Annotated in this window: 11 protein-coding genes; 8 read left to right on the top strand and 3 right to left on the bottom strand. The window is 61.7% G+C overall.

Going from position 1 to position 16,558, the window contains the following annotated elements; genetic code table 11:
- Nucleotides 1–3: 3 nt before the first annotated feature.
- The 4 genes from glgA (at nucleotide 4) to E5W70_RS01105 (ending at nucleotide 6,923) form a co-directional block, all read left to right on the top strand.
- Nucleotides 4–1,449, top strand: a complete 1,446-nt coding sequence (gene glgA, locus E5W70_RS01120) for a glycogen synthase GlgA (RefSeq protein WP_292653627.1) — start codon at nucleotides 4–6, stop codon at nucleotides 1,447–1,449.
- A 3-nt stretch (nucleotides 1,450–1,452) separates the two neighbouring features.
- Nucleotides 1,453–3,081, top strand: a complete 1,629-nt coding sequence (locus E5W70_RS01115) for an alpha-D-glucose phosphate-specific phosphoglucomutase (protein ID WP_292653626.1) — start codon at nucleotides 1,453–1,455, stop codon at nucleotides 3,079–3,081.
- Between the two features lie 217 nt (nucleotides 3,082–3,298).
- Nucleotides 3,299–5,305: a glycogen debranching protein GlgX gene (glgX, locus tag E5W70_RS01110; protein WP_292653625.1), complete on the top strand. Its 2,007-nt coding sequence runs from the start codon at nucleotides 3,299–3,301 to the stop codon at nucleotides 5,303–5,305.
- Entirely contained in the window at nucleotides 5,295–6,923 is a 1,629-nt protein-coding gene (locus E5W70_RS01105) for an alpha-glucosidase family protein (RefSeq protein WP_292653624.1), read from the top strand. The genes glgX and E5W70_RS01105 overlap by 11 nt, the downstream gene beginning before the upstream one ends.
- Nucleotides 6,924–6,939: 16 nt before the next feature.
- On the opposite strand, the gene E5W70_RS01100 is transcribed toward E5W70_RS01105, so the two are convergent.
- Complete coding sequence (locus E5W70_RS01100) at nucleotides 6,940–8,724, bottom strand: pilus assembly protein TadG-related protein (RefSeq protein ID WP_292653623.1); 1,785 nt, start codon at nucleotides 8,722–8,724, stop codon at nucleotides 6,940–6,942.
- Nucleotide 8,725: 1 nt separating this feature from the next.
- Nucleotides 8,726–9,205 (bottom strand): TadE/TadG family type IV pilus assembly protein, encoded by a 480-nt coding sequence (locus tag E5W70_RS01095; protein WP_292653622.1) that lies wholly within the window; start codon nucleotides 9,203–9,205, stop codon nucleotides 8,726–8,728.
- Between the two features lie 384 nt (nucleotides 9,206–9,589).
- Here E5W70_RS01095 and E5W70_RS01090 point away from each other — a divergent pair, with 384 nt between their 5' ends.
- From E5W70_RS01090 to E5W70_RS01075, 4 genes are all read left to right on the top strand, one after another.
- Nucleotides 9,590–11,182 (top strand): peptide ABC transporter substrate-binding protein, encoded by a 1,593-nt coding sequence (locus E5W70_RS01090; RefSeq protein WP_292653621.1) that lies wholly within the window; start codon nucleotides 9,590–9,592, stop codon nucleotides 11,180–11,182.
- A gap of 167 nt (nucleotides 11,183–11,349) precedes the next feature.
- Entirely contained in the window at nucleotides 11,350–12,273 is a 924-nt protein-coding gene (locus tag E5W70_RS01085) for an ABC transporter permease subunit (protein ID WP_292653620.1), read from the top strand.
- Nucleotides 12,266–13,384, top strand: a complete 1,119-nt coding sequence (locus E5W70_RS01080; RefSeq protein ID WP_292653619.1) for an ABC transporter permease subunit — start codon at nucleotides 12,266–12,268, stop codon at nucleotides 13,382–13,384. The genes E5W70_RS01085 and E5W70_RS01080 overlap by 8 nt, the downstream gene beginning before the upstream one ends.
- 1 nt (nucleotide 13,385) lies before the next feature.
- A complete protein-coding gene (locus tag E5W70_RS01075; protein WP_292653618.1) occupies nucleotides 13,386–15,005 on the top strand; it encodes an ABC transporter ATP-binding protein in 1,620 nt (539 codons plus the stop codon).
- Here E5W70_RS01075 and E5W70_RS01070 read toward each other — a convergent pair.
- On the bottom strand, nucleotides 14,980–16,254 hold the full coding sequence (locus E5W70_RS01070; protein WP_292653617.1) for a hypothetical protein: 1,275 nt from the start codon (nucleotides 16,252–16,254) through the stop codon (nucleotides 14,980–14,982). The genes E5W70_RS01075 and E5W70_RS01070 overlap by 26 nt on opposite strands.
- Between the last annotated feature and the right edge of the window lie 304 nt (nucleotides 16,255–16,558).

The following is a 16,558-nucleotide window of genomic DNA, read 5'->3' as shown; positions in this document are numbered from 1 at the left end:
TGCATGCAGGTTCTGTCGGTGGCGCCCGAGATCTTTCCGCTGGTCAAGACCGGAGGGCTCGCCGACGTGACTGGCGCCTTGCCCGTAGCGTTGGCCGGCAACGGCGTCACCATGCGCACGCTCGTCCCCGGCTATCCCCAGGTGATGGGCGCCTTCAGGAAAAAGAAGGCGGTTCAGCAATATTCATTGCTGCAGGGCGGCAAGGCTTCGGTGCATGCCGTCCAGATCGCCGGGCTCGACCTGTTCGTGCTTGACGCGCCGCATCTTTTCGACCGCCCCGGCGGCCCATACGGCAACGCGACCGGCGCCGATTGGCCGGACAATTGGCGGCGGTTCGCGGCCTTGAGCCAGGTAGGCGGTGATATTGCCGGCGGCGCGATCTCAGGCTACCTGCCCGATATCGTCCATGCCCATGACTGGCAGTCGGCGATGACGCTCGCCTACATGCGCTACGGCAAGGCGGTCGGCACGCCGTCGATGATCACCGTGCACAACCTCGCCTTCCAGGGCCAGTTCGGCGCCGGCATTTTTGGCGAGCTTGGCCTGCCGGCACCGGCGATGGCGCTCGACGGCGTCGAATATTATGGCGGCGTCGGCTTCCTCAAGGCCGGCCTGCAGGCCGCCTGGGCGATCACCACGGTCAGTCCTACCTATGCGCAGGAAATCCGCTTGCCCGAATTCGGCATGGGCCTCGACGGCCTGATCAACATGCGCTCCGTCGATCTCCATGGCATCGTCAACGGCATCGATACCGAGATCTGGAACCCGGAAACCGACAAGCATCTGGTCTCCAATTACACGGCAAAGACGCTTAAGGCGCGAATGCCCAACAAGGCCGCGGTCGAGGACCGTTTCAGCCTCGATCGCGATGATAGCCCGATCGTCTGCGTCGTCAGCCGGCTGACCTGGCAAAAGGGCATGGACATACTGGCGGCGGCCGTCGATGGCATTGTCGCGGCAGGTGCACGGCTGGCAATCCTTGGGTCTGGCGACGCTGGGCTGGAAGGCGCGTTGCTTGCCGCCGCAGCCCGCCATCGTGGTCGCATCGGCGTCGTCGTCGGCTATGACGAGGGACTCTCCCACACTATGCAGGGCGGCTGCGACGCCATCATCATCCCGTCGCGCTTCGAACCTTGCGGGCTGACACAGCTTTACGGCCTGCGCTATGGCTGTGTGCCGGTCGTCGCCCGCACCGGCGGCCTTGCCGACACGGTCATCGATGCCAACGAAGCCGCCATCTCGGCCGGTGTGGCGACCGGTTTCCAGTTTGCCCCCGCCAATGCCGGCGCCTTGCTGCACGCCGTCCGCCGCCTTGTCGAGGCGCATGCCAATCCCGCGGTGTGGACGTCGATGCAGCGGCAAGGCATGAAGGCCGACGTGTCGTGGGACAAAAGCGCCGAAAAATATGTCGAACTCTATCGCTTGCTGCTTTCGAAAAGGGCTGCCTGACTGATGATCCGCACTATCGCCACCAAACCCTATCCCGACCAGAAGCCCGGCACCTCCGGGCTGCGTAAAAAGGTCCCGGTGTTCCAGCAGGAGCACTATGCCGAGAACTTCATCCAGTCGATCTTCGACGCGCTGGACGGATTCGAGGGAAAAACCCTGGTGATCGGCGGCGACGGCCGCTTCTATAACCGCGAGGTCATCCAGAAGGCCATCGCCGTGGCCGCGGCAAACGGCTTCGGCAAGGTGATGGTCGGGCAGGGCGGCATCCTGTCGACGCCGGCCGCTTCGCATGTTATCCGCAAATACAAGACCTTCGGCGGCATCATCCTGTCGGCCAGCCACAATCCGGGTGGCCCGCATGAGGATTTCGGCATCAAGTACAATGCCGGCAATGGCGGCCCGGCGCCGGAAAAGCTGACCGACGCGATCTTCGAAAAAACCAAGGCGATTTCGAGCTTCAAGATCGCCGATCTCGGGCCGGTCGACATCGACACGATCGGCACGGTCAAGGCGGCTGACATGACCGTCGAAATCATCGATCCGGTCACCGACTATGCCGAACTGATGGAAAGCCTGTTCGATTTCGATGCCTTGCGGGCGCTGTTCAAATCGGGCTTCCGCATGCGCTTCGATGCCATGCATGCGGTGACCGGCCCCTACGCCAAGGAGATCCTCGAAAGCCGGCTAGGTGCGCCGAACGGCACCGCCCGCAATTTTATCCCGCTGCCGGATTTCGGCGGCCACCATCCCGATCCCAATCTGGTGCATGCAAAACACCTCTACGACGAGATGATGGGGCCGGATGCGCCAGACTTTGGCGCCGCCTCCGATGGCGATGGCGACCGCAACCTGATCATCGGCAAGGGCATTTTCATCACCCCGTCGGATTCGGTGGCCATGCTCGCTGCCAATGCCCATTTGGCTCCGGGCTACAAGGCCGGGCTGAAAGGCATCGCCCGTTCGATGCCGACCAGCGGTGCTGCCGACCGGGTCGCCGAAAAGCTCGGCATCGGCATCTACGAGACGCCAACCGGCTGGAAGTTTTTCGGCAATTTGCTCGATGCCGGCATGGCAACGATCTGCGGCGAGGAGAGTGCCGGGACCGGCTCCAACCATGTCCGCGAAAAGGACGGCCTGTGGGCCGTGCTTTTGTGGCTCAACATCCTTGCCGTGCGCGGCGAAAGCGCCAAGCAGGTCGTCACCCAGCATTGGGCGGCCTATGGCCGTAACTACTATTCGCGCCACGACTACGAGGAGGTCGAGACCGATCGCGCCAATGCGCTTGTCGACGAGCTGCGCGCCAAGCTTGGCTCGCTGCCTGGCGCCAGCGTGCGCGGCATGACGATCGCCAGCGCCGATGATTTCGCCTATCACGATCCGGTCGACGGCTCGGTCAGCAAGAACCAGGGCATCAGGGTGTTGTTCGAAGGCGGCTCACGCGTCGTCTTCCGCCTGTCAGGCACCGGCACCTCGGGCGCGACGCTACGTCTTTATGTGGAGCGCTACGAGCCGGACAACAGCCGCCACGATCTCGACACCCAGGAGGCGCTTGCCGACCTGATTGCGGCCGCCGACGATATCGCCGGGATTCGCAGCCATACCGGCCGCGCCAAGCCGAGCGTGATTACGTGAGCTTGGAGCGGCGCGCCTTTCCTTCTCCCCTTGTGGGAGAAGGTGGATCGGCGCGAAGCGCCGAGACGGATGAGGGGTGTTGGAAGGAATGCCGTCCGCGCCAAGCTGGAGCACCCCTCATCCATCCCCTTCGGCGACACCTTCTCCCACAAGGGGAGAAGGGGGAGCTAACCTGGCAACGCCTCAAACTGTCTACGACCTGCTGCAGTGAGCGCGCGTGAGCCAGCTCGGCGCAACCATCACCAAGGAAGGTATCCGCTTCGCCGCATGGTCCTCGTCGGCTCGGCGCATCTGGGTCTCGATTTTCGACGAACACGGCAACCGCGAGATCGACCGGCTTGAACTCCGGCCCGAGGGCGACCGCGTGCATACGCTTTTTGTTGCCGGTCTCGCTGCCGGCACCCGATACGGGTTCCGCGCCGACGGCGACTACGCGCCGGAACACGGTCTCTGGTTCGATCCCGACAAGCTGCTGGCCGATCCCTATGCCGTCGAGATCGACAGGCCCTATGCCTATGACGGCCGGCTGGCCGCGCGCCGGGGCAATGGGGCCGACACGGCGTCGCTGATGCCGAAGGCCATTGCTGGCGCCTTGCCCGAACCCTTGCCCGCCTTGCCGCCTTTGTTTCGGTCCGGCGGCCTCATCTACGAAGTGCCGGTACGCGCCTTCACAAAGCTGCATCCGGACATTCCCGAGAAGCAACGCGGCACCATTGCAGCCCTCGCTCATCCCCTTGTTATCGAGCACCTGCAAAAACTCGGCGTCGCAGCCATTGAGTTGATGCCGGTGACTGCATCGATCGACGAACGGCATTTGCCGCCGCTCGGTCTGCGCAACGCCTGGGGTTATAATCCCGTGACCTTCATGGCGCTCGATCCGCGACTGGCGCCCGGTGGTCTGGCCGAGTTGCGCGCCACGGTTGCCGCGCTGCGTGAGGCCGGCATCGGCACCATCCTCGACCTGGTGTTCAACCACACCGGCGAAAGCGACCGGCTCGGCCCGACATTGTCGCTGCGCGGGCTCGACAACCGCGCCTACTACCGGCACGAGGCCGACGGCGCTCTGGTCAATGACACCGGAACCGGCAATACGCTCGCCTGCGACCATCCTGTCGTCCGGGAAATGGTCCTCGACGCACTTCGTCACTTTGCCCAGCGCGCCGGTGTCGACGGGTTCCGCTTTGATCTGGCGCCGATCCTCGGCCGCGTTGACGGCGTTTTCGACGCTGATGCGCCGCTGCTGAACGCCATTCGCAACGACCCTGTTCTTGGCGACCGGGTGCTGGTCGCCGAGCCCTGGAACATCGGACCGGATGGCTATCAGCTCGGCAATTTTCCGCCGCCCTTCCTCGAATGGAACGACAGATACCGTGACGATATCCGCCGCTTCTGGCGCGGCGACGGCGGCATGATCGGCACGCTGGCGACGCGGCTTACCGGTTCGTCCGACGTCTTTTCCAAAGCAGGCCAGACAACGAGCCGCAGCGTCAATTTCATCGCTGCACATGACGGCATGACGCTGGCCGATATCGTTGCCTATGAGCACAAGCACAACGAGGCCAATGGCGAACAGAACCGCGATGGTCACGACGACGACCTGTCCTGGAACAGTGGCGTCGAGGGCCAGGCCGACGACCGCGCGATCGTTACGGCCCGTTTCGATGACCTGTGCGCGCTGCTGGCGACGCTCTTTGCCTCGCGCGGCACGATCATGCTGACGGCCGGCGACGAGTTCGGCCGCACGCAACGCGGCAACAACAACGCCTACGCGCAGGACAATGACATCACCTGGCTCGACTGGGCCGGGCGCGACCAGGCGCTCGAGCAGTACACCGTTCTGCTCGCCAAGATGCGTCGTGCCGTGCCGGCGCTTTTGGACGCAAGCTTTCTCACCGGCGAGCCAGCGGCCGGCTCGGAAATGCCAGACGTTGCCTGGCTGACTGAAACCGGCGTGACGCTCGACGAGGCAGCCTGGCACGATGCCAGGCGGCACCGGCTGGTCATGCTTCTCGGTAGCCGTGAGAACAGTCGCCTTGCAGTGATCATCAATGGCGACCGCCGGGCCTGCATGTTCACGCTGCCGGAACGGGCGGGTTTTCATTGGCGCCCAGCCATCGAAACGAATTCTGGCGATATCTCACGGCCGGTGCCTGGGCGAACGGTCATGTTCATGATCGAACGCAGGACCGCGCAGGCGGGCGCAGAGGAGAGCCATGATGGCTGACAATGCCGAAAGGTGGCGCGGCTGCGTCATCTACCAGATTTACCCGCGTTCCTTCCAGGACACGACAGGCGACGGCAGCGGCGATCTCAGCGGCATCACCTCGAGGCTGGCCCATGTCGCATCGCTCGGTGTCGACGCGGTCTGGTTGTCGCCTTTCTTCAAGTCTCCGATGGCCGATATGGGTTACGACGTTTCGGATTACCGCGCCGTCGATCCGATGTTCGGCACGATCGAGGACTTCGACGCCATGATCGCCGAGGCGCACCGGCTCGGCCTGAAGGTGATCATCGACCAGGTCTTGTCGCATTCGTCGGATCGGCACGAATGGTTCATCGAAAGCCGCACGAGCGGTGACAACCCCAAGGCCGACTGGTACGTCTGGGCCGATGCGAAGCCCGACGGCACCGCCCCCAACAACTGGCTGTCGCTTTTCGGCGGCCCCGCCTGGGAATGGGACGCAACGCGCAGGCAATATTACCTGCATAATTTCCTGGCCTCGCAGCCGGACCTTAATTTCCACAATCCGCAGGTGCAGGACGCCTTGCTGGAAACGGTGCGGTTCTGGCTCGACCGCGGCGTCGACGGGTTTCGGCTGGACACGGTCAACTACTATGTCCACGACCGCTGGCTGCGCAGCAACCCGCCTTTGGCGGAAAGCGTCGCCGGCATCAATACGGCAACCAGCACCTATCTTTACCAGGAGCATCTGTTCGACAAGAGCCAGCCGGAAAATCTGGCTTTCCTCAGGCGCTTCCGGGCCTTGCTTGACGAATATGAAGGCCGCGCCGCGGTCGGCGAGATTGGCGACGAAACCCGTTCGTTGCAGACACTCGCCGCCTATACCGGCGGTGGCGACAAGCTCCAAATGTCCTACACCTTCGACCTGCTCGGCCCGCAATTCTCGGCGGCGCATGTGCGTGGCTGTGTCGAGGCCTTCGAGAGTACGGTGTTCGATGGCTGGGTTTGCTGGGCGTTCTCCAACCACGATGTCGTGCGCCATGTCAGCCGCTGGACAAGGCCGGGCGGCGATCCGGACAGGGTGGCGAAATTCTCGATCGCGCTGCTTTCCTGCCTGCGCGGATCGATCTGCCTCTATCAGGGCGAAGAGCTCGGGCTGGAGGAGGCCGAACTGGCGTTCGAGGACTTGCGCGATCCTTTCGGCGTTCGCTTCTGGCCGGCAATCAAGGGGCGGGATGGGTGCCGAACGCCGATGGTCTGGGATGCTGGCGCCGACAATGCCGGCTTTTCGACCGGCAAGCCGTGGCTTCCAATCCCGGCAAGCCATCGCTCCCGGGCGGTCGACGTCCAGGCCGGCGAGCAAACATCCGTCCTGGCGAGCTACCGGGCGATGCTGGCCTTGCGCAAGCAGCATCCGGCGCTGGTTCGAGGCTCGATTCGGTTCCTCGATGCCGAAGGCGACGTCCTTGCTTTCATTCGCGAAGGCGGTGACGAAAAGCTGCTCTGTGTCTTCAATTTCGCCGACGAGCCCGCCGGTTGGCAATTGCCGCCGGATCTGGATGCGATAGAACCGATAGATCTTGGCGGTGCTGACGGGGTCTTGCAGGAAAGAACTCTGTCGCAGCCGCCGCTGGGCTGCTTCCTCGGCCGGATCGGCTGAGCTCTATTTCATCATCTCATTGAACGAGCACGGAGCGCCCGCAAGTCGCGCCGACAACCCGCACATCGGCCTCGCCCACATGCACACCAAGCGCCGCAAGCACGTTATAGACCAGTGCGTCGACAGGCGCCGTCACGCCGTTCAGAACCGTTACCACCGCCGGCTTCACCGTTCCGAGCAGGGCCGTCACGTCCAGCCCGAGGCCCAGCGCATTGACCGAGAGCGAGAGGCCGCTGACCAACGATGTCGTGAGCGATTGCGTCAGGTTTTTTGTGGCGACAGTTTTTATCGTCTTGTTGGCGATATCGGTGCTGTCGAACGTCAATGTGGTCGGATCGTTGTTGGTGATGGCAAGTGATGAAGAACCCTTCACATCGAGCAGATTGAGGGTAAGCAGCAGAAGCTTCACGCTTACTTGTGCAATCGTGGCATCGGAGAACGACTGCGGATTGTTGAAATCGGCGAAGGCCGATGGGTTGTTGTCGGCGTCCCTGGCGGCAAGGTGCAGCGAGGCCACGCCTGGCTGCGCGGCGATCGAGACCTTGATGCTATCCGGCCGGCCCGTCGGGCAGCTGATGTCGGTTAGCTTAGCTTCCGCATAGGCGACTTCGACATGCAGAGGCAGGTTGACGGACAGCAGACTGATGCCGCCGCCGAGATTGGAATTGCCGACGCCGACTGTGGTGACCAGCTTGATTCGTGTCTGCGCGGTGCGCACCACGGTGCCTTTTTCGCCGACGGCCAGCCAGGGTGAATATTGCATCGGTTCACCGATGGCGATGGCGAGCGTGGTGGAGGTAAGTCCCGGAATAGTGGCGCCGAGATCGACCTGGACCTGGTTTGAGCCATTGGCCAGCGAGGCGGCGGCACCCAGCATGCCCATCGCGCTTGCGTCGACGGAAAAGCCAGGAGACTTTTGTCCGAGGCCGAGCTTGCCGATCGAGCCAAGATCGACAAGATGATTGAGGGGTATCTTGACCGTGTTGGTGGCCCTGGACGCGATCGTCTGCAGCACAAGTTTGCTGGCGCTGCCCGACCCGGACGCATTGGCCATGGCGGTCGCGATCTGGCCTACCGTCGCTTTTGACGCCAGCACGTCGGAATAGCTGACACCTGTCAGTTGCAACTGCACGGCAAGGGCATCGACGAACGAAAGCACGTTGACATCGGCCGAGATCAGCGCGTTGTAGTCCATGACGCTGAGCGAGATGTTGGCGCCCAGCAACTTGCTGAGAAGCGCGTTGAGGATGCCGCCATTGACGCTGAGGAGCCTGGACCCGACCGAGAACATCGCTTGCGGGGTCACGCTGGCAATGGCTTCGGTGCCGACAACCGGAGTAGGGATGAGCGAACTGGCGAAATACCGGGCGGGGATTTTTTGCAGAGTGACGCGAACGGCGTTGTAAGGCGTTTTACCGGCCTCGAAGCGCTTGTCGACACCAACGGAGGACACCGCTGAGTATCGGCCGCCGGTGACCGACACGACGGTTTTTCCAACCGTGGGAACGATTGTCTGACCTGGCTTTTGAACAGTGATGCCGGGCATTCGGTTGTCGCTGAGCGTCGTTACTGCCGCGGCTTCCATATTGTTGATGTTCGATGCCGCGGTGATCGCCGCCAGATCGGTCATGGCCTGGGCTTCCCTGCGCTCCGTGTAGATCGAACCTTCGTCAACAGCGAAGGCCGCCAGCCCCAGCGCGAATGGCGCTATCAGCGCCGTCATGACGGCAAAGTTCGCCTTCACGTCACCAAACATCGAGCGCCCGATCCGGTCGATGCTCCTCACCAAGCAATGTGGCATTTCAGATGCCTCCAATCCTGATGGTCGATCTGCGCGAGATCGTGGTTTGCGGCATTGCAAGGCTTGGCAACAGGTTCCAGATCGGCAGGTTGCTGGCATCGTACTGGATCGACACGACGAACTGATTTCCGTCGGCCGTGCTGTCCGTCGCCTGATAGGTCAGCTTGCCGGAATCGACGAACGGGTATCCACTGGCATTGTTTTTGACGAAACTCGCCACCAGCGCCTGGCGCTCGGTTTGGTTCAATCCGGCAATTGCAGTGCGGGCGGCATCGGCGGCGATTTGCTGCAAGGAGTTGCTTGCACCAAAATAGATACCGTATGCAACCATTCCGAGCAGGAGCAGGATAAAGACCGGTGAAAGCAGGGCGAATTCGACCGCAGAAGTTCCAGATTCTTCCCCAATCAGGCGTAGCTTTGTCCTTAATTGGCGTATGTTTTTTGCCGCTAATGAGACAGTTTTACTGTCTGTCTTATTCATTGCCCTTGTCCACGGAACTTAAGAGAGATGTGCCGAACCCGCCCCAATATGTAACCCATGGTTGACTAAAAACTAATTAATACATTCTCGCAAACTGAAATGATCCGCCAGATTATCTCCCACGGACGGGCGTTTTCTGGGCGATGAAACGCAGCCAAGGCCATGATTTCGACCATTGATTGGCAGCTCGCAAGGCGACTGTCCCGGCGCCTTACTTTGGGTGACCCCGAGAGTCTGTTGAAATAAAAAATCTCCACGTTACTGTTTGGCCACCAGCTGCCGGAAAGGGAACCGGCTGCGCGCTCGAAAGGAACCAGCCAATCGGTTTCGGGGCGTCAACACTTAGAGACGTGGCTGAAGGGCGACGTCATTAGGGAGAACTCCATGCTGAAACATGTGCTGAAGGCGACGGTACTCGCCACGACCATGGTCTTGGCCGCCGGTACGTTCTACACGCCGGCTTTCGCCGAAACTGTCTACAACCGCGGGGCCGCCGCCGAAGCGGAGACGCTCGATCCGCACAAGACCTCGACGGTCTACGAAGCCGATATCATACGCGACCTGTTCCAGGGCCTCGTCATGCATGACCAGAAGACGAACCTCATTCCGGGCGCCGCCGAAAGCTGGACGGTGTCCGACGACGGCACTGTCTACACCTTCAAGCTGCGCAAGGGCGGCCTCTGGTCGGATGGCAGCCCGGTGACGGCGGACGATTTCGTTTATTCGTTCCGTCGGCTGGAAGATCCGGCCACCGCTGCCGAATACGCTTCCATGCTCTATCCAGTGAAGGGTGCCGAGGAAGTCAACACCAAGAAGGGCAAGCCGGAGGATATGGGCGTCAAGGCGATTGACGCAAATACCCTCGAAGTCACGCTCAAGGCGCCAACCCCTTACTTCCTGGAGATGCTGACCCATCAGGCGACCTATCCGGTTAACAAGGCGTCTATCGAAAAGCTTGGCGCCGACTGGATCAAGGCAGGCAAGCTGGTCTCCAACGGGGCCTTTACAGCAGCGGAGTGGATTCCCAACGACCATCTGAAGCTGGTCAAGAATCCGAAATTCTGGGATGCCGCGAGCGTCAAGTTCGACGTGGTCAACTACATCCCGACCGAGGATCGGTCGTCTGCGATGAAGCGCTTCGAGGCCGGCGAACTCGACAGCTACGGTGACCTGCCGACCGAACAGCTCGCCGACCTCAAGGCCAAATTCGGCGACCAGGTCCGTGTCGGACCATATCTCGGCACCTACTATTATGCGATCAAGACCGACAAGGCGCCGTGGGACAATGTCGAACTGCGCAACGCCATCTCGATGGCGATCGATCGCGACTTCCTCGCCGAAAAAGTCTGGCAGAATTCGATGCTGCCCGGCTATTCGATGGTGCCTCCGGGCATCGAGGGCTACACGCCGGCACTGGCCAAATACGCCGACATGTCGCAGATCGACCGCGAGGATGAAGCCAAGAAAATCCTGGAAAAGCTCGGCTATACGCCCGAGCATCCGTTGAAGATGGAAATCCGCTACAACACCTCGGAAAACCACAAGAACACCGCTGTCGCCATCCAGGAACAGCTGAAGCCGCTTGGCGTCGAGGTCAGCCTGCTCAACACCGATACCAAGACCCACTACTCGTTCCTCGAGCAGAAGGGCGACTATGACGTCGCGCGTGCCGCCTGGATTGCGGACTACAAGGATCCGGAAACCTTCCTTGGCATCTCCCGCAAGGCCAGTGGCAACAACTATTCCATCTACAACAGCCCGAAATACGAAGAGGCCATGGACAAGGCCGCCGCCGCCGGCGGCAAGCCCGAAGAACGCATGAAGGAACTCGCCAAGGCCGAGCGCATCCTCGTCGATGAGGTCGGCAACATTCCGATCCTCTACTATAGCTACCACGACATCGTTTCCTCGAAGCTGCATGGCTTCGACGACAATGTGATGGACATCCATCCGTCCCGCTTCATCAGCAAGGACTGATCCCTTAGCCAGGCCGTCGCGCAACTCAATGCGCAGCGGCGCTGGTTTGCCATCGCATCGACCCCGGGAACCGGATTCGGTTTTCGACAATGTCGGCGCGAAGATTTGAAGGCTAGAGCGCAATCGTCCAGCTGGACGCGCGCTGCTCTGGATCAAGCGGGGCATCGATGCTGCGTTACGTATTCCGGCGGCTGCTGACCGCCATCCCGACGCTATTCGTCATCGTGACCATAGCGTTCTTCCTGATACGCGTCGCACCGGGCGGACCGTTCAACCAGGAGCGGGGCCTGAGCCCCGAGATCAGAGCTAATCTCGAAGCTCAGTTCGGCCTCAACGACCCGCTCTGGCTGCAGTACCTCCATTATTTAGGCAATCTTCTGCGCGGCAATTTCGGCCCCAGCTACAACATGCCGGATTTCACCGTCGGCGAGCTGTTCAGGGAAGGCCTGCCGATCTCGATCCAACTCGGCGCTTCGGCGCTCGTTCTGGCGCTGCTCCTCGGCAGCGTGCTCGGCACTGTTGCCGCGCTCAACCAGAACAAGCTTGCCGACTATTCGGTGATCGCGCTGGCGACCGCCGGCAGCACCATACCAACCTTTGTCATCGCCCCGGTAATCCAGCTTGTATTCGGATTGACCTGGAAGCTGCTGCCGATCGGTGGCTGGGGCGATGGAGCCCTCATCAACAAGGTCGGCCCGGTGCTGACGCTCGCTCTGCCGCAGATCGCGATCGTTGCCCGCCTGATGCGCGGCTCGATGATCGAATCGCTGCACTCGCATCACATCCGCACCGCGCGCGCTCTCGGCCTGTCCGACTGGTCAGTCGTCGTCAAGCATGCACTGCGCGGCGCCATCCTGCCGATCGTCTCCTTCACCGGTCCGGCAGCTGCAGCCCTTCTCACTGGCTCGATCATCGTCGAGACCATCTTCTCTATCCCGGGCATCGGCCGCCATTTTGTCGTTGCCGCGCTCAACCGTGACTACACACTGGTGATGGGGACGGTGGTGGTCATCGCGCTCTTCACCATTGTCTTCAACCTGATCGTCGACGTCCTCTATGGGGTCGTCGATCCGAGGGTGCGCTATGACTGATATCGCAGTTGCCGCACCGGTCGTCGGCCGGTCCCTGTGGGGTGACGCCTGGGCACGCCTCAAGGCCAATCGCGCGGCCATGTTCAGCCTCTATTATCTTGCCTTCATCGCCGTCATCAGCGTGTTTGGGCCTTATTTCGTGCCGCACCAATACACCACCATCTATGCCGACTATGTCCGCACGCCGCCGAGCTTCTCCGCCTATCCGAAGGCCGACATGATCGAAGGCGCTCTCGACGAGGCCATCAGGCGCATGCGCGTCGACATCAAGGAGTGGCGGCAGGAGGGCAGCCGTGTGTTCGTTACCGTCAGATCGTCCAAGCCGATCGACGACCGCAACATTCGCTACCTTGATCGTTCCGATACCTTCGATGCCACAAAGATCGAGAGCAAATCGCCGGACGGTCTCGAAATGGTGATGAGTGCCGCGATCAGGCAGCAATATTTCCTGTTCGGCACCGACAATACCGGCCGCGATCTCCTGTCCCGAACGCTGATGGCCGGGCGCATATCGCTGGCCATCGGCCTGCTTGCCGGGATTGTGGCCGTGGTCATCGGCGTGCTCTACGGCGCCACTGCCGGCCTCGCCGGCGGCAGGGTCGACGAGGTGATGATGCGTGTCGTCGACGTGCTCTATTCTTTGCCGTTCATCTTCTTCGTCATCATGCTGGTGGTGTTCTTCGGCAGGAACTTCGTGCTGATGTTCCTGGCCGTCGGCGCGGTCCTGTGGCTCGACATGGCGCGTATCGTGCGCGGACAGGCGCTGTCGATCCGCCGGCAGGAATATGTCCAGGCGGCGGAGGCGATGGGCGTCGGCCAGCGCGGCATTCTGCTGCGCCATGTGATCCCCAATTTGCTCGGGCCTGTGGTGATCTACATGACGCTGCTGGTGCCGCAGGTCATCATCCTGGAGAGTTTTTTGTCGTTCCTCGGGCTCGGCGTCCAGGAGCCGATGACCAGCTGGGGCGTGCTGATCTCGGTCGGCGCCCAGAACATCGGCTCGGCCAACTGGCTGCTTTTGTTCCCGGCCTTCTTTCTCGTGTCCACGCTGTTCGCGCTGAATTTCGTCGGCGATGGGCTGCGCGACGCGCTCGACCCGAAGGATCGTTGAGATGGCTGCTCCCGAAACCATCCTCAGCGTCAAGGACCTTCGCGTCCGCTTCCGCATCCTCGATGGTGTGGTGGAGGCGGTGAAAGGCATCAATATCCACGTCAAATCAGGCGAAACCGTCGCCGTCGTCGGCGAATCCGGTTCCGGCAAGAGCCAGACGATGATGGCGGCGATGAGCCTGCTCGCCTCGAACGGCGAAGCCACCGGCACCGTCGATTATCGCGGCCGCAATCTTTTGACCTTGAGCAAGCCCGAGCTCAACAAGATCCGCGGCCGCAAGATCAGCATGATCTTCCAGGAGCCGATGACGTCGCTGGACCCGCTCTATTCGATCGGCAACCAGCTGATCGAGCCGATCCGCAAGCATCGCGGACTTGGCGCCGCCGCGGCGCGCGAGGAGGCGCTCAAGCTGCTGCGGCTGGTCCATATTCCCGATCCGGAGCGGCGGATGAAATCCTATCCGCACGAGTTGTCGGGCGGTCAGCGCCAGCGCGTCATGATTGCCATGGCGCTGGCCAACGACCCCGATATATTGATCGCCGACGAGCCGACGACCGCGCTTGACGTCACCATCCAGGCGCAGATCCTCATGCTGCTCGCCGAACTGCAGCGCAAGCTCGGCATGGCGATCGTCTTCATCACCCACGATCTCGGCATCGTCAGGCGCTTTGCCGACCGGGTCTATGTGATGCGCTATGGCGAAGTGGTCGAGGAGGGCGAGGCGGAAGCGATCTTCGCCAACCCGCAGCACGCCTACACAAAGATGCTACTCGCCGCCGAACCGACCGGCACCAAGGCGCCGCCGCCTCCGAATGCCCCCGTCCTGCTTGAAGGCAGGAACGTCGAGGTGACCTTCAAGATCGGCGGCGGATTTCTTGGCGGAGAACCGCTGATATTGCGCGCTGTCGATCGCATTTCGATCCGGCTGAAACGCAACCAGACCATCGGCATCGTCGGCGAATCCGGTTCGGGAAAATCGACGCTCGGCCGCGCCTTGCTGCGGCTCCTGCCCAGCGACGGCATCATCCGGCTTGGCGACCGCGACATTTCCCACGCCGACCGCCAGGCGATGCGGCCGCTGCGGCGCGAATTGCAGCTGGTCTTCCAGGATCCGTTCGGCTCGCTGTCGCCACGCATGACCGTCGGCCAGATCATCACCGAGGGGCTTCTGGTCCACGAGCCCAATCTGTCGGGCAGGCAGCGCGATCTCCGCGCCGTCGATGCCTTGCTCGAAGTCGGGCTCGACCCAAATACGCGCAACCGCTATCCGCATGAATTCTCCGGCGGGCAGCGGCAGCGCATCGCCATTGCGCGCGCCATGATACTGAAGCCGAAAGTGGTGGTGCTGGACGAGCCGACCTCGGCGCTGGACCGCTCAGTGCAGAAGCAGATTGTCGAATTACTGCGCAAGCTGCAGGCCGACCACGAGCTGTCCTATCTGTTTATCAGCCACGATCTCGCCGTCGTGCGCGCCATGGCCGACTACATCATCGTCATGAAGCAGGGCAAGATCGTCGAAGAGGGGCCGGCCGAGGCGATCTTCGGCAATCCGCAGGCAACCTACACGCAGACACTGATGGCCGCGGCCATCGATATCACGCGATTTCGCCTGAGCGCATAGCCTTGCTGGCGATCTGCCACATATCGACGTCGCACAGCACAGGCCACATGGCGCGGGTATAGCGAAGCACATGTGGGGTGACATCGTCGCCGAGCCCGGCTTCCACGCGGCAGGTGCGGAACGCCTTCTCGATGCGCTTTGTCGGTTCGCCCAGGCTGCCATGGACGACCGGCCCGCAGTCGCAATCGATACGCTTCCAGCGGCGCATATGGGCGATCAGCCGTGGCGGCAGTCGCGCCGGCGGACGCCATTTCTTGCTTTCTTTCGTGTGCTGATCTTTGCAATAGAGCACGCCGCGGCCAAGGTCTGGCCAAGCTCCTGCGGCCTCGCCATCCCAATTGAGTTGCAGGATTGAACGATGTCGACAGCCAGTGTAGAGCCCCACAATGATAAAGCGGCAGAGATGAGCGTAGTGACCGTGCTTCCGGCGCAGCCGCAATGCCACGCGCAGCAGTCCCGCTGCTTCCTCGCGCGTCAGCCAGCGCTCGCGCGCTGCTGGTTTGTCTGGCAAGGTGACGGACGGCTTCGCATCGAGACCGTATTCCTTGGCGCAAAAGTTGATCGCCGAGCGGAGGTCCTCAAGATCGCGACGCGGGCCTGACGTAAAGTCCTTGTCTTGCCACGCCGGGAGTAACGCACGGCGGGTCTCCATCGCCGCGACGTTGAGCTTGGCGATTCGCTCACGCTCTACCCGATTGCGCTCGCGCGAACGGTGCTCGATATAGGCGCGGCAGCGATCTCCACTGATGCTGGCGACCGGCTCGGTGCCGAAGAATTCGTTCAGAAAACGCATCCTGGCGAGAAATTCCTTGCGACCGGCAATCTTGGCCTGGCGCGCTTCGGTATAGGCGGCGAGGATGTCACCGACAGTCAGGCGGCGCGCATCGGTCTTGGAGATCGGCTGCTGATATTTGTCGGCGGTGGCAGGCCCGAGTTGAGGGCGCAGCATACCTGCGCCGCTAGACACCGCTCCCGTGCGGGCATGATGAGGGGTCGTCACGATGGTCTCCTTATTCGCTGCGAACTTGTTTGTCCTGCGGATGGGGATCATTAGAAGAGGCAACAAGACCGGCTCTGCAACAAGCAAAATCGGCGATAGCGCTGCGAGATACAAAGACTTGCGAAATGCGGCGGAGGAATCGCACCGGCTTGGCTTTCCCGCCGGACGATGAGTTTTGGTGAGTTCCCGGAGGGTAGCTGACAGCCGCATCAAAATGGTGGCACGGGCTATCCCATGTTGCGGTTGCAACTGAGGTATAAATCTCACGCCGGCCTTCACGGGACGACTTGGCATTGCGAAGCAGGGGTCAGGTGCCTTGGAAATCTAGCTTTTTGTCGGTGACGAACATCCGCTCGCGTCGGCAGTAGCCGCGATCCGATGCCACTGCGAGCTCCGCTTAGCCTCTCCTCGGCCAAAACCCTCTTTTTGTCGAATCTACAGGCGCAACTTGGAAGAGCGCCTACGGGCCCTGAGCCATGCCTCCCGGGGTGGACAATGTTGAGCGACCCGAGACATAGGTGACGTTTTGTACCGGACACATGGGTAACACTTT

It is taken from the genome of Mesorhizobium sp. (assembly GCF_005063415.1).
Lineage (GTDB): Bacteria > Pseudomonadota > Alphaproteobacteria > Rhizobiales > Rhizobiaceae > Mesorhizobium.
The sequence above is the reverse complement of the archived record's forward strand: the minus strand, read 5'-3'. Positions and strand labels throughout refer to the sequence as shown.